Annotated in this window: 15 protein-coding genes and 1 pseudogene; 6 read left to right on the top strand and 10 right to left on the bottom strand. The window is 62.3% G+C overall.

Annotated features, from left to right (window positions below):
* Positions 1 to 104 precede the first annotated feature (104 nt).
* Positions 105 to 959 (bottom strand): MaoC family dehydratase, encoded by an 855-nt coding sequence (locus tag AC1RMX_RS06875; protein WP_493071211.1) that lies wholly within the window; start codon positions 957 to 959, stop codon positions 105 to 107.
* A gap of 2 nt (positions 960 to 961) precedes the next feature.
* Positions 962 to 2,314 carry a 3-oxoacyl-ACP reductase gene (locus AC1RMX_RS06870; protein WP_096819707.1) on the bottom strand — a complete coding sequence of 451 codons (1,353 nt, stop codon included), beginning with the start codon at positions 2,312 to 2,314 and terminating at the stop codon, positions 962 to 964.
* A gap of 177 nt (positions 2,315 to 2,491) precedes the next feature.
* Between AC1RMX_RS06870 and AC1RMX_RS06865 the strand changes: the two genes are divergently transcribed.
* The gene (locus tag AC1RMX_RS06865) at positions 2,492 to 3,769 is read left to right on the top strand and encodes an acetyl-CoA C-acetyltransferase (RefSeq protein ID WP_096819706.1); all 1,278 of its coding nucleotides are present in this window, start codon (positions 2,492 to 2,494) and stop codon (positions 3,767 to 3,769) included.
* A gap of 49 nt (positions 3,770 to 3,818) precedes the next feature.
* On the opposite strand, the gene AC1RMX_RS06860 is transcribed toward AC1RMX_RS06865, so the two are convergent.
* Positions 3,819 to 4,547, bottom strand: coding sequence for a methyl-accepting chemotaxis protein (locus AC1RMX_RS06860; RefSeq protein WP_493071617.1), 729 nt, complete (start codon positions 4,545 to 4,547; stop codon positions 3,819 to 3,821).
* 129 nt (positions 4,548 to 4,676) lie between these two features.
* Positions 4,677 to 5,609 (bottom strand): annotated as a pseudogene (locus tag AC1RMX_RS06855) (cache domain-containing protein); the annotation flags it as partial.
* A 600-nt stretch (positions 5,610 to 6,209) separates the two neighbouring features.
* On the opposite strand from AC1RMX_RS06855, the gene AC1RMX_RS06850 reads away from it, so the two are divergent.
* On the top strand, positions 6,210 to 7,106 hold the full coding sequence (locus AC1RMX_RS06850; protein ID WP_011332300.1) for a PA4780 family RIO1-like protein kinase: 897 nt from the start codon (positions 6,210 to 6,212) through the stop codon (positions 7,104 to 7,106).
* A gap of 56 nt (positions 7,107 to 7,162) precedes the next feature.
* Positions 7,163 to 8,380 (top strand): MFS transporter, encoded by a 1,218-nt coding sequence (locus AC1RMX_RS06845; protein WP_493071208.1) that lies wholly within the window; start codon positions 7,163 to 7,165, stop codon positions 8,378 to 8,380.
* Here the strand turns inward: AC1RMX_RS06845 and cueR are convergent.
* The 3 genes from cueR to AC1RMX_RS06830 form a co-directional block, all read right to left on the bottom strand.
* On the bottom strand, positions 8,334 to 8,747 hold the full coding sequence (gene cueR, locus AC1RMX_RS06840) for a Cu(I)-responsive transcriptional regulator (RefSeq protein ID WP_096819703.1): 414 nt from the start codon (positions 8,745 to 8,747) through the stop codon (positions 8,334 to 8,336). The two genes, AC1RMX_RS06845 and cueR, sit on opposite strands and share 47 nt — an antisense overlap.
* Positions 8,744 to 11,134, bottom strand: coding sequence for a heavy metal translocating P-type ATPase (locus AC1RMX_RS06835; protein WP_493071206.1), 2,391 nt, complete (start codon positions 11,132 to 11,134; stop codon positions 8,744 to 8,746). Before AC1RMX_RS06835 ends, cueR begins: the two co-directional genes overlap by 4 nt.
* A gap of 132 nt (positions 11,135 to 11,266) precedes the next feature.
* The gene (locus AC1RMX_RS06830) at positions 11,267 to 11,650 is read right to left on the bottom strand and encodes a hypothetical protein (protein ID WP_493071204.1); all 384 of its coding nucleotides are present in this window, start codon (positions 11,648 to 11,650) and stop codon (positions 11,267 to 11,269) included.
* Positions 11,651 to 11,798: 148 nt separating this feature from the next.
* Between AC1RMX_RS06830 and AC1RMX_RS06825 the strand changes: the two genes are divergently transcribed.
* Positions 11,799 to 11,996: a cation transporter gene (locus AC1RMX_RS06825; RefSeq protein ID WP_493071202.1), complete on the top strand. Its 198-nt coding sequence runs from the start codon at positions 11,799 to 11,801 to the stop codon at positions 11,994 to 11,996.
* A gap of 117 nt (positions 11,997 to 12,113) precedes the next feature.
* The gene (locus AC1RMX_RS06820) at positions 12,114 to 13,316 is read left to right on the top strand and encodes a multidrug effflux MFS transporter (protein ID WP_493071200.1); all 1,203 of its coding nucleotides are present in this window, start codon (positions 12,114 to 12,116) and stop codon (positions 13,314 to 13,316) included.
* 10 nt (positions 13,317 to 13,326) lie between these two features.
* On the opposite strand, the gene AC1RMX_RS06815 is transcribed toward AC1RMX_RS06820, so the two are convergent.
* The 3 genes from AC1RMX_RS06815 to AC1RMX_RS06805 form a co-directional block, all read right to left on the bottom strand.
* Positions 13,327 to 13,500 (bottom strand): hypothetical protein, encoded by a 174-nt coding sequence (locus tag AC1RMX_RS06815; protein ID WP_173861408.1) that lies wholly within the window; start codon positions 13,498 to 13,500, stop codon positions 13,327 to 13,329.
* 166 nt (positions 13,501 to 13,666) lie between these two features.
* Positions 13,667 to 14,680, bottom strand: a complete 1,014-nt coding sequence (locus AC1RMX_RS06810) for a zinc-binding alcohol dehydrogenase family protein (RefSeq protein WP_493071198.1) — start codon at positions 14,678 to 14,680, stop codon at positions 13,667 to 13,669.
* A 32-nt stretch (positions 14,681 to 14,712) separates the two neighbouring features.
* Positions 14,713 to 15,006: a putative quinol monooxygenase gene (locus AC1RMX_RS06805; protein ID WP_493071196.1), complete on the bottom strand. Its 294-nt coding sequence runs from the start codon at positions 15,004 to 15,006 to the stop codon at positions 14,713 to 14,715.
* A 116-nt stretch (positions 15,007 to 15,122) separates the two neighbouring features.
* On the opposite strand from AC1RMX_RS06805, the gene vimR reads away from it, so the two are divergent.
* The gene (gene vimR, locus AC1RMX_RS06800; RefSeq protein WP_096819696.1) at positions 15,123 to 16,052 is read left to right on the top strand and encodes a transcription regulator VimR; all 930 of its coding nucleotides are present in this window, start codon (positions 15,123 to 15,125) and stop codon (positions 16,050 to 16,052) included.
* Positions 16,053 to 16,267 lie beyond the last annotated feature (215 nt).

The raw sequence follows: 16,267 nt of genomic DNA, 5'->3' as shown, positions 1-16,267 counted from the left end.
TAACGGCGGCAGAAACTTAAGTTATATACACACAATTGATCATGTTTCTCTGTTGTGATCGAACTCCGCGAGGGGCGCGGTAACGATCGGCGCGGCCTATTGATTCAGGCAATCGGTTGCCAGTGGCCGACCATGTGCTCCAGGTCCCCGGCACCGATAAGACGCAACTCACCGCTGGAACCCGCCGCGCTGGCGAACAGCGATACCTCGCTCGGCAGGCGCACCGGTTTACGAAAATGCACGGCGATTTCCAGGTTGGCCCTGGGCAGGTGATCCGCCAGCGCGGCCAGGGTGCGGGCCTTGTTCCACAGACCATGGGCAATGGCGGTGGGGAAACCGAACAGCCTGGCACTGGCGGCGCTCAGGTGGATCGGGTTGTAGTCGCCGGAGACCTTGGCGTACTGCCGGCCGATGTCCGCCGGGGCTTTCCATTGCGCCACCTGCATCAGTGGCAGCATGGGCTCCCACGCCTGTTCGAGCGCCTCGCCTTCAAGCTTCACGCCTCGACAGAGCATCTGGCTTTCGGCTTCCCATAATGGGCCGAGCTGATCGTCGAGGTTGGTCAGCAGATCGAACGTTGCGCCTTTGGGATGCGGTTGCAGGTTATGCACCCGAACGCTGACCTGCACGTGGCTGATTCCACCCATCGGCCGCAGAATGCGGATGCAATTGCTCAGGTGAATCAGCCCCAACAGCGGGAATGGAAAGTCTTTGGCCGTGAGCAACTGCATCTGCAACGCAAACGCCAGGACATGTGGATAAGTTGGCGGCAGCAGACCGTCATCGGCAAAACCGCAGACCTTGCGATAAACCGCCAGACGTTTACCGTCGATGTCGACCCCGCAGCGCAGACCGCTGTCGGGCAAACGGGTGCCGGTGATTTTGCGCCGGGTCGCGGCCCGGACATACAAACCCGGCAGACTCGGTTCGCGGTGCAACGTGTGCCATTCGATGCTCATGCCTAAGCCCCCAGAACACTTTGTCCACAGACCCGCAATGCCTGTCCGGTGAAGGCACCGGTGCCCGGTTGCGCCAGCCAGGCCACGGCTTCGGCGACGTCTTGTGGCAGGCCACCCTGGCCCAGCGAACTCATGCGCCGCCCGGCTTCGCGCAGGCCAAAGGGAATGTGCGCGGTCATCTGGGTTTCGATGAAACCCGGCGCCACGGCGTTGATGCTGATGCCACGCTCCAGCAGCGTTGGTGCCCAGGCCTGGGCCAGTCCGATCAGCCCGGCCTTGCTCGCCGCGTAATTGGTTTGCCCGCGGTTGCCGGCGATGCCACTGATCGAGGCGAGCAGAATCACCCGCGCGTTATCGCGCAGGGTGCCGCTGTCGAGCAGCGCCTTGGTCAGCACTTGTGGGGCATTGAGATTGACCGCCAGCACCGCGTCCCAGAACTCGGGCGTCATGTTGGCCAGGGTCTTGTCGCGGGTGATGCCGGCGTTGTGCACCAGAATGTCGAGGCCGTCCGGCAACTGTTCGATCAGCTGCGCGGCGGCGTCCTCGGCGCAGATGTCGAGGGTGATGGCGCGCCCGCCGAGGCGAGCGGCCAGAGCTTCGAGATCGGTTTTTGCTGGCGGCACGTCGAGCAGGATCACCTCGGCGCCATCACGGGCCAACGTCTCGGCGATGGAGGCGCCGATACCCCGCGCCGCGCCGGTGACCAGCGCCTTGCGCCCGGCCAGCGGGCGCGTCCAGTCGGTCACCGGCGTGGCACAAGGATTCAGACGAATCACCTGCCCGGAGACAAATGCACTTTTCGGCGAGAGGAAAAACCGCAGCGGCCCTTCGAGCTGATCCTCGGCGCCTTCGCCCACGTAGATCAATTGCAGGGTGCCGCCGCTGCGCAGCTCCTTGGCCAGCGAGCGGGAGAAACCTTCAAGTGCCCGCTGAGCACTGGCGGCGAACGGTTCGCGCAGGGTTTCCGGGGCGCGGCCGAGGATCACCAGATGCGCGCTGCTGTCGAGGTTCTTCATCAATGGCTGGAAGAACTCGCGCAGTTGCTTGAGCTGGTCGGTGTGCTGCAATTCACTGGCGTCGAACACCACCGCCTTGAGTTTCGGGCCATGGCCGGGAATCCATTGGGTGGCGGCCGCTGGCTGATCGCCGTAGCGATAAATGGCATCCGTCAGCCGGTTGGCGAAGGCGCTGACCCGTTCGGCCAGCGGCCCGCCGCCGATCAGCAGCGCACCCTCCACCGGCCGCAGGCGCCCGGCCTGCCAGCGTTCCAGCCGCACCGGCGACGGCAGGCCCAGGGCCCCGACCAGACGGTGGCCGATGGACGAGTTGGCGAAGTCGATATAGCGGTCAGACATGGAACGCTCTCCAGAAGATGGGGTTCAAAGTGTGGACTGCGAAGGGCAATCAATCGTTCGATCCACGCAATAAGGCCTACGCTAGAACAGCAGAGTAGTTTGCCCCCGGTGTTTTTGGGGCCCGGCGGGATTTTCAGTGCCCGATTTTCAGACTGGATATTTCACAAGGAGTTTTTCATGAGTCAGCTGCGCCGCGTCGCGATCATCGGTGGCAACCGCATTCCATTCGCCCGTTCCAACGGGCCGTATGCCACCGCGAGCAATCAGGTGATGCTCACCGCCGCCCTTGAAGGCCTGATCGAACGCTACAACCTGCACGGCCAGCGCATGGGCGAAGTGGTCGCGGGAGCGGTGCTGAAATTGTCACGGGATATGAACCTGACCCGCGAATGCGTACTCGGCTCGCGCCTGTCGCCAGCAACGCCTGCCTATGACATCCAGCAGGCCTGCGGCACCGGCCTGGAAGCCGCGTTGCTGGTGGCGAACAAGATTGCCCTCGGTCAGATCGATTGCGGCATTGCCGGCGGCGTCGACACCACGTCGGACGCGCCGATCAGCGTCAGTGAAGGCCTGCGTAAGATCCTCCTGCAAGCCAACCGCGCCAAGACCACCGGCGACAAGCTCAAGACCTTTCTGCAATTGCGTCCGAAACACCTGATCCCCGAATTCCCGCGCAACGGCGAACCGCGTACCGGCCTGTCGATGGGCCAACACTGCGAACTGATGGCGCAGACCTGGAACATTCCTCGCGAAGAGCAGGATCAACTGGCACTCGAAAGCCACCACAAACTTGCTGCGTCCTACAGCGAAGGCTGGCACAACGACCTGATGACTCCGTTCCTCGGCCTGACCCGCGACAACAACCTGCGCCCGGACCTGACCCTGGAAAAGCTCGCGACCCTGAAACCGGCCTTCGAGAAAAGCGCCAAGGGCACGCTGACCGCCGGCAACTCCACGCCACTGACCGATGGCGCGTCGGTGGTGTTGCTGGGCAGCGAAGAATGGGCCAAGGAACGTGGCTTGCCGATCCTCGCGTATCTGCGCGACGGCGAAGCGGCGGCGGTGGACTTCGTCAACGGCGCCGAAGGACTGTTGATGGCCCCGGTGTATGCGGTGCCGCGCTTGCTGGCGCGCAATGGTTTGACCTTGCAGGATTTCGACTACTACGAAATCCACGAAGCATTTGCCGCGCAAGTGTTATGCACACTGAAGGCCTGGGAGGATCCGGAGTACTGCAAATCCCGGCTGGGGCTTGATGCGCCGTTGGGGTCGATTGATCGCAGCCGTTTGAACGTCAAGGGCAGTTCGCTGGCGGCGGGGCATCCGTTTGCTGCGACGGGCGGGCGGATCGTGGCCAATCTGGCGAAGCTGCTGGATGCGGCGGGGCGGGGGCGGGGGTTGATTTCGATTTGTGCGGCGGGGGGGCAGGGGGTGACGGCGATCATCGAGCGCTGAAAGAACAAGACGCCCCTCTCCTGAAAGGAGAGGGGCTTTCATAGATCACTCAGGTACGGAACCTGCGCACCAACCCATCCAGCTCATTCGACAACCCCGCCAGACTCTGCGAATCCAGCCGCGCCGAATTGGCCAGATCCGCCACCAACTGCGCATCACCGTGAATCTGGCTGATATGCCGATTGATGTCCTCGGCCACCTGATGCTGCTCTTCGGCGGCTGTGGCGATCTGGGTATTCATGTCACGAATCACATCCACCGATTCACGGATCTGACCAAAACTCGCCCGGGCCTCGCCGATTCGCGTCACCGATTGCTGCGACACATCGAGGCTGGCGCGCATTTGTTGGGTCACGGCGCTGGTGCGCTTGGCAAGGTTGCCCAGCAGACCGTCGATTTCCGCCGTCGAATCCGCCGTGCGTTTGGCCAGTGCGCGAACCTCATCGGCCACCACCGCAAAACCACGGCCTTGCTCACCGGCCCGCGCAGCCTCGATGGCGGCGTTGAGCGCCAGCAGGTTGGTCTGTTCGGCGATGGAGCGGATGGTGCCGAGGATCGACTGAATGTCGTTACTGTCGCGTTCCAGTTGCTGCATCGACTGCGCCGATTGCTCCAGTTCCTGGCTCAGTTGATCGACGCTGTGCACTGCTGCGTCGATCTGCTGCTGACCTTCGCGAGCCTGGCGCTGGCCGCTGTCGGCCGACTCTGCTGCCTGACTGCACGAGCGGGCGACTTCGTTGGCGGTGGCGACCATTTCGTGGAACGCAGTCGAGACCATGTCCACGGCTTCACGCTGGCGTCCGGCGGCTTCGGCCATGTCGCCGGAAACCCGGGTCGAACTCTGCGAGGTGGCGAGGATTTTCCCGGCCGCGCCACCGATGTGCTGGATCAGGCTGCGGATCGCGGTCAGGAACTGGTTGAACCAGTTGGCCAGTTGCGCGGTTTCATCGTTGCCACGGATATCGAGGTTCTTGGTCAGATCACCTTCGCCCTGGGCGATGCCTTCCAGACCGCTGGCCACGCTGCGGATCGGCCGCACGATCAGGCTGGCGAAACTGGCGCCGACCACGGCGAACAGCACCGCCAACACTGCCGCGATAATTGCGATCAGCCAGGTCAACTGAGTGGCCGAGCTCATCACGTCGTTCTGTTTGATCAGGCCGATGAAGGTCCAGCCCAGTTGCTCCGACGGCCAGACGTTGGCCATGTAGCGCTCGCCGTTGAGTTCGACTTCCACCAGCCCTTTGCCGGCCTTGGCCAGTTGCGCGTAACCGTCGCCGAGGCTGTCGAGGGGCTTGAAGTTGTGCTCGGGCTGTTTCGGATCGACCAGCACCATGCCGCTGTTTTCCAGCAGCATCAGGTAACCGGTTTCGCCGAGCTTGATCTGTTTGACGATCTCGGTGAGCTGCTTGAGCGTGACGTCGATACTGACCACGCCGCCGTTGCTACCGAGTTTGTTGTCGATGGTGCGCACGGTGCTGACGTAGGTCGCATCGTCCTGCGCCCAGTAATAGGCGGCGGTGCGCAACGGTTTGCCGGGTTTGGCCTGAGCGGCCTTGTACCAGGGACGCTGACGCGGATCGTAGTTGCTCAGCTTGGGGTCATCGGGCCAGGAAACGTAACCACCGGCAGCGGTGCCGACGATCGCGTAGGCGTAGGCCGGGTGGCTGTTGCCCAGATCCTGCAGGAAGGAAAAGACCTTTTTGTCCATCTCGCCCTGCGGGACGCTTTCGGCGTTGGCGCTCATGTAAGTCTTGAGGCTGTCGTCGGTGTTCTTGATCAGCGGTTGCGTCGCCAGGTAATCGACGTTCTGGCTGATACCGTCAAAAAAAAGCTGCATGGCGTTGCTGACCTGACGGATCTCGCGTCCGCTGCCGTCGACAAAACCTTCCCGGGCATCGCTGCGCAGGTTGAGTACCACCAGCGTGGCGACCAGCACCACGGGCAAGCAGGCGATGATTGCAAACGCCCACGTCAACTTCTGTTTGATGTTCATCCGCGCTCCAGATTTTCTTGTAGGCCCACGCAGTGCAGATGACTCGCGGTTTATTGGCAGCCGAAAACGGTGTTTTCCACTCCATTCCCTGAGTGCGACATCGAAGCTTTTTTGGAACGATTGTCGGACAAATTCCTCTGTCTCTGAGGGCTTCGGCTGCCGGAGAGGGAAATTGAGGCTGTAAGAGAAAATTCTTACGGGTGGAGTGATGCTGGATGTCAGATTCTGTCGCAAATGCCCTCAAGTCCTTGCGCCAACAAGTTCGGCAGGCTCGGCTATGATTCGCAGCGGTCGATACAAGAGCGGCGGATTGGCCCGTTTGATCCGGCACAGTGTGTGCATCCACAGGTTCACAGGTCGGCAACCCCTCCCCGTGATGCGAGGATTGCCGTATAACGAATGACATTCGCGTGTTTGGTAATAAAGGACCCACAATAAAAGCTGATGAAGACTCCAAAACGCATTGAACCCCTGATCGAGGACGGTCTGGTCGACGAAGTGCTGCGTCCACTCATGAGTGGCAAAGAAGCAGCTGTTTATGTGGTGCGCTGCGGCAATCAGTTACGTTGCGCAAAGGTCTACAAGGAGGCGAACAAACGCAGTTTCCGCCAGGCGGCCGAGTATCAGGAAGGCCGCAAGGTTCGTAACAGCCGACAGGCCCGGGCGATGGCCAAGGGTTCCAAGTTCGGGCGCAAGGAAGCCGAAGACGCCTGGCAGAACGCCGAAGTCGCGGCGTTGTTCCGCCTGGCTAACGCCGGGGTGCGGGTGCCCAAGCCGTACGATTTCCTCGAAGGCGTGCTGCTGATGGAACTGGTGGCCGACGAATACGGCGACGCCGCGCCGCGTCTGAACGACGTGGTGCTGGAACCGGATCAGGCCCGCGAATACCACGCGTTCCTGATTTCGCAGATCGTGCTGATGTTGTGTACCGGCCTGGTGCACGGTGACCTCTCGGAGTTCAACGTGCTGCTGACGCCGACCGGCCCGGTCATCATCGACCTGCCGCAAGCGGTGGATGCGGCGGGCAACAACCACGCGTTCAGCATGCTGGAGCGTGACGTCGGCAACATGGCGTCGTACTTCGGCCGGTTCGCCCCGGAGTTGAAGAAGACCAAGTACGCCAAGGAAATGTGGGCGTTGTACGAAGCGGGTACGTTGCACCCGGCCAGCGTGCTGACCGGCGAGTTCGACGATCCCGAGGACCTGGCCGATGTCGGCGGGGTCCTGCGCGAGATCGAAGCGGCGCGTCTGGATGAGGAGCGCAAGCAAGCCATCCGTGCGGCGGACGACGAGCCCAAGGGCAAGTCCGACGAACCGCCTCCGCCACCGTGGATGCAGTAAGCATCTGAAAAAGAAAACCCGGCTTCGGCCGGGTTTTACACATTCAAGGATTGATTGTGACCACCACCTCCCGCAATGCCCGGCTGATCATCACGGCGCGGCTGATTTCCGATTTCGGCGCTTTCCTCAACATGGTTGCGCTGGCCACTTATGTCTACCTGCTGAGCAACAGCGCCATGAGCGTCGGGATTTTCCTGGCCAGTCGCGTGGGCGGCGGGATCTTCGCCAGCCTGATCGGCACCGCGTTTTATCGCCGATGCAGCGGTCGCTTGCCGTTGATTGCCTTCGATCTGCTGCGCGCCGCTGTGCTCGGGTTGTTGCTGATCGTGTCGGTCAGCCAGCAGGCGTTGTTGCTGCCGCTGATTGCGTTCGGCCTGGGCTTTGGCAATTCGATGTTCGCCATCGGCCTCAACAGCCAGTTGCCGCGTCTGATCGAGCCTGCGCAGTTGCTCAAAACCAATGCCTGGATCACGTCCGCCTCTTCCATGGCGATGGTCGGTGGCAGTCTGGTGTCCGGGCTACTGGTCGCAGGGTTTGGTTTTGAAACGGTGTTCGCGCTGAATGCGCTGACCTATCTGCTGGCGGCGGTGTTGATTGCGCCATTGCGGTTCAGCGCACCGGAACCCGTTGCCGAATCCAGCGCTAAACAGGGTGAATGGTCGGCGTTGTTGCAAGGCCTGCGCAGCGCCCCGGTGGTGGCGGCGATGCTGGCTGTCACGATGGCCGACACTTTGGGTAGCGCTGCACACAACGTCGGATTTCCGATCATTTCCAAACTGCTTACGCCGGATTCTGCGAGCACCACGCTGGGCCTGATGCTCGCAGTGTGGGCCAGTGGGAAATTGCTGGGCGCGCGAATCGCCAGTCGCCTGAAGGGCTCGGAAAACATCCATCTGGAGCGCAGGTACTTTGGCGGGGTGCTGCTGATGTCCTGCGGTTTCATCCTGATGTTCCAGCAGCACAGCGTCGTCGGGCTGTTGCTGTTTTCGCTGCCGGCCGGATTGGGTGACGGGTTTTCGGAAGTCGGCCTGATGTCACGTCTGCAACGGGAACCGGAGCCCCTGCGCCTGCCAATCTTCAGTTTCCTGACGCTGTTGCAGATGACCGGGTTCGGCGTCGGCATGCTGATCGCCGCACCGTTCTATTCGTGGTGGGCGCCGGGTGCCGTGGTGCTGCTGTTCCACGGCATTCCCCTCGCCACGGTGCTGTCGATGAAAGTCCTGCTGCTCAGGCGCGAGCGGGTTGCGCGCAGCAGCCCGACGCCAGTTCCTTGAGGATCGGGCAGTCCGGGCGATGGTCGCCCTGGCAGTGTTCGACCAGATCCTGCAGGGTGTCGCGCAGTTCGCCGAGTTCGCGAATCTTCTGATTCAGCTCGTCGATGTGCTGGCGGGCCAGGGCCTTCACATCGGCGCTGGCGCGCTGGCGGTCCTGCCAGAGGGTCAGCAGTTTGCCGACTTCCTCCAGCGAAAAGCCCAGGTCCCGCGAGCGCTTGATGAACGCCAGCGTGTGCAGGTCATCGTCGCCATAGACGCGATAGCCGCTGTCAGTGCGATGGGCGGCCTTGAGCAGGCCGATCGACTCGTAATAACGGATCATCTTCGCGCTCAGGCCACTGTGGCGGGCCGCTTGGCCGATGTTCATCGGTTGTCCTCCAGATCCTCGGGTTTCCAAGTTTTCAACAGTAGCGCATTGCTCACCACGCTGACGCTCGACAGCGCCATTGCCGCGCCGGCCAGCACCGGATTGAGGAAGCCGAACGCCGCCAGCGGAATGCCGATCAGGTTGTAGACGAAGGCCCAGAACAGGTTTTGCCGGATCTTCGCGTAGGTCTTGCGGCTGATCTCCAGCGCTGCCGGCACCAGCCGAGGGTCGCCGCGCATCAGGGTGATGCCGGCGGCGTGCATGGCCACGTCGGTGCCGCCGCCCATGGCGATGCCGATATCGGCAGCGGCCAGTGCCGGGGCGTCGTTGATGCCGTCGCCGACCATGGCCACGACGCCGGTCTTTTTCAGCTCGGCGACGGTGGCGGCTTTGTCCGCCGGCAGCACTTCGGCGTGGACGTTTTCGATGCCCAGCGCTTCGGCCACCACACGGGCACTGCCGCGGTTGTCGCCGGTCAGCAGGTGGCTGTGGATATGTCGCGCAGCCAGTTGTTGCACCGCGTGCAGCGCGCCGGGCTTGAGGGTGTCGCCGAAGGCGAACAGGCCGAGGACACGGGGAACGGGGCTTTGTTCGATCAGCCAGGACAGTGTCCGACCTTCGGTTTCCCACGCCTTGGCGGACTCCGCCAACGTGCCGGCGTCCAGACCGCTTTCTTCCAGCAGTCGACGATTGCCCAGAGCGAGGCGTCGACCGTCGAGATGGCCGGCAATGCCGCGACCGGTCAGGGACTGACTGTCGCTGACGTCGGGCACCGTCAGATTGCGTTCGGCACAGGCATCCAGCACTGCTTTGGCCAAGGGGTGTTCACTGCCGCGTTGCAGCGCGCCGGCCGCTGTCAGCAGGGCGTTCTCATCACCGTCGATCGCACTGAAATGCGCGATGCGCGGGGTGCCGGAGGTCAGGGTGCCGGTCTTGTCGAACACCACGCTGCTGACTTCATGGGCGCGCTCCAGCGCTTCGGCGTCCTTGATCAGAATCCCGTGACGCGCCGCCACGCCGGTGCCGGCCATGATCGCGGTCGGTGTCGCCAGACCGAGGGCGCAGGGGCAGGCGATAACCAGCACCGCGACGGCGTTGATCAGCGCGGTTTCCAGCGGCGCGCCATACAACCACCAGCCGATCAGCGTGGCGAGAGCCAGCAGCAGAACCGTCGGCACGAACACCTGACTGACTTTATCCACCAGTTTCTGGATCGGTGCCTTAGCCGCCTGAGCGTCCTCCACCAGGCGGATGATCCGCGCCAGTACGCTTTCCGCGCCGAGCGCCGTGGTGCTCACCAGCAAGCGGCCTTCGCCGTTGATTGCACCGCCGGTGACCTTGTCGCCCGGTTGCTTGGGCACTGGCAGGCTTTCGCCGCTGATCAGCGCTTCATCGGCATGGCTCTGGCCTTCCAGCACTTCGCCGTCCACCGGGAAACGTTCGCCGGGTTTGACCAGTACAAGGTCACCGAGGCGCAGGGCGCTGATGGCGACGTCTTGTTCGCGACCCTCGATGACTTGAATTGCCCGTTCCGGGCGCAAGGCTTCCAGTGCGCGGATGGCGCTGGCGGTCTGGCGTTTGGCGCGGCTTTCGAGGTATTTGCCAAGCAGCACCAGAGCGATGACCACCGCCGAGGCCTCGAAGTACAGATGCGGCATGCGCCCGTCAGCGGTCGCCCATTCATAGAGACTCAGGCCGTAACCGGCGCTGGTGCCCAGGGCCACCAGCAAGTCCATGTTGCCGGCACCGGCGCGCACGGCTTTCCATGCGGCCACATAAAAACGTGCACCGAAGATGAATTGCACTGGGGTAGCGAGAGCGAATTGCGCCCAGGCCGGGAGCATCCAGTGAATGCCGAAGGGTTGCAGCAGCATCGGCAACACCAGCGGCAAGGCGAGGGTTATCGCGCAGATCAGCGCCCAGCGTTCATGGTTCAGGCGTTGCTGGCGATTGTCGGTCTGGTGTTCAAGTTCGAAGAGGCTGGCCGAATAACCGGCCTTGCTCACGGCGGCGATCAGGAGCTGCGGATCGACAGCGCCAAGCAGTTCGAGGTGGGCGCGTTCATTGGCGAGGTTGACGCTGACGCTTTTCACCCCCGGAACCTTGTTCAGGGCGCGTTCGACACGGCCGACGCAGGAGGCGCAGGTCATGCCGTCGATGTTCAATTCCACGGTTTGCTGCGGCACGCTGTAACCGGCACGTTCAACCGCTTCCATCAGCGCTGGCAGGCTGTCGCCGGGTGCCTGCACGCGGGCCTGTTCGGTGGCGAGGTTGACGCTGACGGCACTGGCGCCGCTGACTTTACTCAAGGCGCGTTCGACGCGGCCGGCGCAACTGGCGCAGGTCATGCCGCTGATGGGCAGATCGAACGTGATGGAATCGGACATCGGTCGTACTCCCTGTAGTGGATGCCTACAGGATCAACCTTGCCATGCTGGCAAGGTCAAGCACCAGTTCCGCTACCCGATCGTTCCCACGCAGACGGTTCGACGCCTCGATGTGGGAACGATCGGGGTGACTCAGTAACCGAGGTCGGTGCGCTTGAGGTACATGCCTTCCGCATTCATCGCAATCCGGAACTTCAGAATGTCGCCGGCATGCAGTTTGATCTCCTGCGAGCCCGGCGCGAGCATGCCCGGGTTGCAGCCCGGCATTTGCCCCGGCAGCAGTTTCAGGCGCAGCGAGACATTGCCCGGCGGCAGGTTGAACGAGGTGCTCTGTTCCTGGAACAGTCGCGCCGACAGTTGATCCTGGATGTACACGCCGATCTCGCAGGAGGTCGCGACTTCCAGGCGCTCGCGGGAAATGATCAGCACCCCGAAATCTTCCCCGGCGGCATGCACCGAAGGGATCGCGGCAAAGAGGCTGAGTAAGCCAAACAGGCTGAAAGCTGACCAGCGCATGGCTGAATCTCCTGAATTTATGTCATTGATGCACGCAGCTTGGCCGAGCGCGGCGCCGATTGCCAGCCCGGCAGTTTTTTGCAGAACTTGACCTTGCCATCGTGGCAAGCTCGAAACTGCCGGCAACCTCACTCAAAGGAGTCATTCCATGCAAGTGTTCACTGTTGAAGGCATGTCCTGCGGTCACTGCGTCAAAGCCGTCACGCAAGCGGTGCAGAGCAAGGATCCAGCGGCCAGCGTGCGGGTCGATCTGGCAGCGAAGGAAGTCGGCGTCGAAAGTGCGTTGAGCACCGAGCAGGTGATCGAGGCGATCAGCGAAGAAGGTTATGTCATCAAACTCGCCTGATCTTTTTAATAGTTAGCGAGCTACCGGAATGTTCAAGGCGTCCTCGCGCGGCTAGACTGTCGGGCTGCACTCTCTACTAAAGTGCTCGCCCAACTGCCTGCCGAACCTGGACGCCTGATGAACTTCCGTACCCTTCTGATTCTCGGTGCCTTGACCGCTTTCGGTCCGTTGGCGATCGACTTCTATCTACCCGCGTTTCCCACCATGGCGCTGGCGTTCGGCACCGATGAGAAACACGTCCAGCTGACGCTGTCGGCTTATTTCTTTGGCCTGTCCATCGGTCAACTGGCTTACGGGCCGGTGGCGGATCGCTTTGGCCGACGGATTCCGCTGCTGGTGGGGCTGACGCTGTTCACGCTGGCGTCAGTGGCCTGCGCCTATGCACCGAATCTGGAGTGGCTGATCGGTGCGCGGTTCGTTCAGGCACTGGGTGGATGCGCCGGGATGGTGATTTCCCGGGCGGTGGTCGCTGACAAATGTGACGCTGTGGGCTCGGCGAAAGTCTTTTCGCAATTGATGCTGGTGATGGGGCTGGCGCCAATCCTGGCGCCGATGCTCGGCGGTCTGCTGGTCAATACGACGGGTTGGCAGTCGATCTTCCTGGTGCTGACCGGGTTCAGTGCCCTGGCCGGCCTGGCGGTGGCCCTCGGCCTGCCGGAAAGTCTGCCGGCCCATGTTCCGCGCCAGCCACTGTCCGGTGCTCTGCGTCAGTACGGTCGACTGCTGACCGACCCGGTCTACATGGGCCATGCCCTGACCGGCGGCATCGCGATTGCCGGGATGTTTGCCTACATTGCCGGCTCGCCTTTCATTTTCATCAAACTGTATGGCGTCCCGGCCGAGCATTTCGGCTGGCTGTTCGGCACCAACGCGGCGGGCTTCATTCTGGTGGCGCAGGTCAATGCGCGACTGTTGGCCAAGCGCGGCCCGGCGTTTCTGCTGTCACGGGCAGTGTGGGTTTACTTCGGCGCCGGGCTGACGCTGCTTGCGGTCAGCTCGATGCACACCGAGGCACTGTGGCCGCTGCTGATTCCATTGTTCATTTGCGTGGCGAGTCTTGGTTGCATCAGCCCCAATGCGGCGGCGAGTGCGATGAACGGGCAGGGCGCTCGCGCCGGCAGTGCGTCAGCATTGCTCGGCAGCATGCAGTTCAGCGTCGCCGCCGGGGCTTCGGCGCTGGTGGGGGTTTTGCACGATGGCACCGCCGTGCCGATGGCCATGGTCATCAGCCTGTGCGGTCTTTTGGTGGTCAGCGCGGCAATGCTTACCCGGCGCATACAGAATGCCCGGGCGCTGGCAAAGGCGCAGGCCGAAGTCTGAACGGAGGAACTCAGCCGACAGCGCGTTGCTGGCCGAGGTCGGGAATCTGATGGGGCGCGTACAGACGCGCTTCGAGGGTGCGGGTGAAGGCCCGAGCTTCGGCCTCACTGCGGAATGTCACGGCGTGCTGGTCGAGACGAACTTGCCACTGGGACTTTGCCACTTCTTTTATCAGGATCTTCATTGCTGACCTCCCGGACGTAAAAGATTGCATCGCAGAGGTTTCGATTGTAGACCCGAATACGATCGCAATTGTGACAAGGGTCAAGCATCTGACTGACGGCAAAAAGCGACCGCAGCCCCCGAGTCAGCCACTTCTGGCACTGACGAAGGCTGCGGCCTCCGAAGTTTTAGAAACTTTCTAAAACAATTTTTCCCTTGGCCTTGCCGCTTTCCAGCAATTCATGGGCTCGGCGCAGATTGCTCGCGTTGATCGTGCCGAAGTGCTCGCCCACCGTGGTCTTCAACGTCCCGGCATCGATCAGCTCGGCCACTCGGTTGAGCAGTTTGTGCTGCTCGATCATGTCCGGCGTTTCGAACAGCGAGCGGGTGTACATGAACTCCCAGTGCAGTGACAGGCTCTTGCGCTTGAGCTTGGTGACGTCCAGCGACTTCGGATCATCGATCAGCGCCAGTTTGCCTTGCGGCGCCAGGGCCTCGACCAGTTGGTCCAGATGCTGGTCGGTCTGGGTCAGGCTGGCGACGTGGGTCACGTGGCCGAGGCCGGCGTGTTTCAGCTCTTCGCTCAACGGCTGGCTGTGATCGATCACCACGTCGGCGCCCAGCTCACTTACCCAGTCACGGGTTTGCGGGCGGGAGGCAGTGCCGATCACTTTGAGCCCGGTCAACTGGCTGGCCAGTTGGGTGAGGATCGAGCCCACGCCACCGGCCGCGCCGACGATCAACAGGCTCTGGCCTTCGTCGGTGTTGCCTTCGCGGATCTGCAGGCGTTCGAACAACAGTTCCCACGCCGTAATGGCGGTCAGCGGCAGGGCGGCGGCTTCGGCGAAACCAAGGGTTTTCGGCATATGGCCGACGATCCGCTCATCCACCACGTGCAGTTCGCTGTTGCCACCAGCCCGGGCGATGGAGCCGGCGTAGAAGACCTTGTCGCCGGCCTTGAACAACGTCACTTCACTGCCGACCGACTTGACCACGCCGGCCACATCCCAGCCCAGCACTTTGGCGGCGCCACCTTCTGGTGCGACGTTCTGGCGAACCTTGGTGTCGACCGGGTTGACCGAGATCGCTTTGACTTCGACCAACAGGTCGTGTGGGCCGGCCACCGGCTCCGGCAGTTCGATGTCTTGCAGGGATTTTTCGTCGCTGATCGGCAGCGATGCGTAATAGGCGATGGCTTTCATGGATGACTCCGAAAGGTGCTTGAAGGAAGGATTCAGGCGATGGCGCGCAGGCGCTTGAGCTCGAAGTGTTCGAGGAAGCCTGCGGCCTGCGCCCGGAAATGCTGGATATGCGCACTGTCGTCGTGGGCCTGCAGGGCTTCGTCACTGGCCCACTGCTCGATCATGTAGAAGGCCAGCGGGTTGGCCATGTCCTGGTGCAGGTCGTATTGGCCGCAACCGGCTTCCGCGCGGGTCGGTTCGATCAATGCGCGCAGATGTTGTTCGAGGGCGTCCTGCTGGCCAGGTTTGGCGATCAGGGTGGCGATGGCGGTGAAGGGCTGGGACATGTTCGACTCCGGAACGGGATGAATTCGATGGGAGGCATGATTGGCTATTTCTACGCGAGATAAAACCGGCTAAAAGAGCAGTCTCTTTCAATATTTTTTTGATAATCGAGGCTGAAATGCTGCGTTTCGATGACTTGCAGTTGTTTGTCCGGGCGGCGGATCTGGGCAGTCTGTCGGCGGCGGCACGGGTGATGGACATGTCCGCCGCCGTGGCCAGTGCGGCGCTCAAGCGTATCGAGCAACAACTCGGGGCACGGTTGCTGGCGCGTTCCACCCGCAGTTTGCGCCTGACCTCCGAGGGCGAAGGCTTCCTCGAATACGCCCGGGCGGCGCTGAGCAACCTGGATGAAGGCCGTCGTCTGCTGGCCAGCGGTCAGGACCAGGTCAGCGGGATTCTGCAACTGTCGGCACCGTCGGATTTCGGCCGCAACCTGCTGTTGCCGTGGCTTGATGAGTTTCAGCGTGAACACCCGAAATTGACGGTGCGCCTGTTGCTGGGCGATCGCATTGCCGACCTGTTTCGCCAACCGGTGGACATCGCCCTGCGTTATGGCGAACCGGAGGATTCCAGTCTGGTCGCATTGCCCATCGCTGCGCAGAACCGGCGGGTGCTGTGTGCCTCTCCCGGCTATCTGGCGAAACACGGCGAGCCGACTCAGCTGGAACAGCTCGCGCAGCACAATTGCCTGTTGTACATGCTGGGCAGTCGGGTGCATGACCACTGGAGTTTTCATGACGGCAAACGCGAAGTCAGCCTGACCGTCAGTGGCGACCGCTTCAGCGATGACGCCGACGTGGTGCGGTTATGGGCCGTCGCGGGGGCGGGCATCGCCTACAAATCCTGGCTGGATGTGGCCGACGATGTGCTCGCCGGGCGATTGAAAGTGCTGCTGCCCGGCCTGCTCTGCGAGCGGGCTCCGCTGAATCTGCTGTGCGCCCATCGCGCACAATTGAGTAAGCCGGTGAACCTGTTGAGGGAGATGCTCGCCAGCCGTTGCGCCGAACTGAGTAGCCGATTTCCCGTTTTTCCGCAGGTTGATCATTAGTCGCAGGTAAATAGCGAAATTTCTGTCAGGAACAATCACCAGCCGTACCCGCTCCGGCGCAGGACGCCGCGAGCAACCCGCTTATACTAGCGACCGCCTGAAGCCTGCACCGGCACGCGGGAACAGGCTCGCTCGGACCGACACTGACCGGGCAGCGGTGAGGGTTGCATCAATTACTGCGAATGCCGGGTGGCAGTGTGTTGCCTTGCCTCGGA

The sequence above is a fragment of the Pseudomonas sp. GW822-FHT03F04 genome, assembly GCF_058801405.1.
This window is presented reverse-complemented; position numbering and strand designations above follow the sequence as displayed.

Coding starts and splice junctions, on each gene's coding strand:
- AC1RMX_RS06870 (WP_096819707.1), bottom strand. CDS start 2,314: ATGTCTGACCGCTATATCGACTTCGCCAACTCGTCCATCGGCCACCGT.
- AC1RMX_RS06825 (WP_493071202.1), top strand. CDS start 11,799: ATGCAAGTGTTCACTGTTGAAGGCATGTCCTGCGGTCACTGCGTCAAA.
- AC1RMX_RS06865 (WP_096819706.1), top strand. CDS start 2,492: ATGAGTCAGCTGCGCCGCGTCGCGATCATCGGTGGCAACCGCATTCCA.
- AC1RMX_RS06850 (WP_011332300.1), top strand. CDS start 6,210: ATGAAGACTCCAAAACGCATTGAACCCCTGATCGAGGACGGTCTGGTC.
- AC1RMX_RS06805 (WP_493071196.1), bottom strand. CDS start 15,006: ATGTCCCAGCCCTTCACCGCCATCGCCACCCTGATCGCCAAACCTGGC.
- AC1RMX_RS06820 (WP_493071200.1), top strand. CDS start 12,114: ATGAACTTCCGTACCCTTCTGATTCTCGGTGCCTTGACCGCTTTCGGT.
- AC1RMX_RS06815 (WP_173861408.1), bottom strand. CDS start 13,500: ATGAAGATCCTGATAAAAGAAGTGGCAAAGTCCCAGTGGCAAGTTCGT.
- AC1RMX_RS06875 (WP_493071211.1), bottom strand. CDS start 959: ATGAGCATCGAATGGCACACGTTGCACCGCGAACCGAGTCTGCCGGGT.
- vimR (WP_096819696.1), top strand. CDS start 15,123: ATGCTGCGTTTCGATGACTTGCAGTTGTTTGTCCGGGCGGCGGATCTG.
- AC1RMX_RS06860 (WP_493071617.1), bottom strand. CDS start 4,547: ATGGTCTCGACTGCGTTCCACGAAATGGTCGCCACCGCCAACGAAGTC.
- cueR (WP_096819703.1), bottom strand. CDS start 8,747: ATGAACATCGGCCAAGCGGCCCGCCACAGTGGCCTGAGCGCGAAGATG.
- AC1RMX_RS06810 (WP_493071198.1), bottom strand. CDS start 14,680: ATGAAAGCCATCGCCTATTACGCATCGCTGCCGATCAGCGACGAAAAA.
- AC1RMX_RS06830 (WP_493071204.1), bottom strand. CDS start 11,650: ATGCGCTGGTCAGCTTTCAGCCTGTTTGGCTTACTCAGCCTCTTTGCC.
- AC1RMX_RS06835 (WP_493071206.1), bottom strand. CDS start 11,134: ATGTCCGATTCCATCACGTTCGATCTGCCCATCAGCGGCATGACCTGC.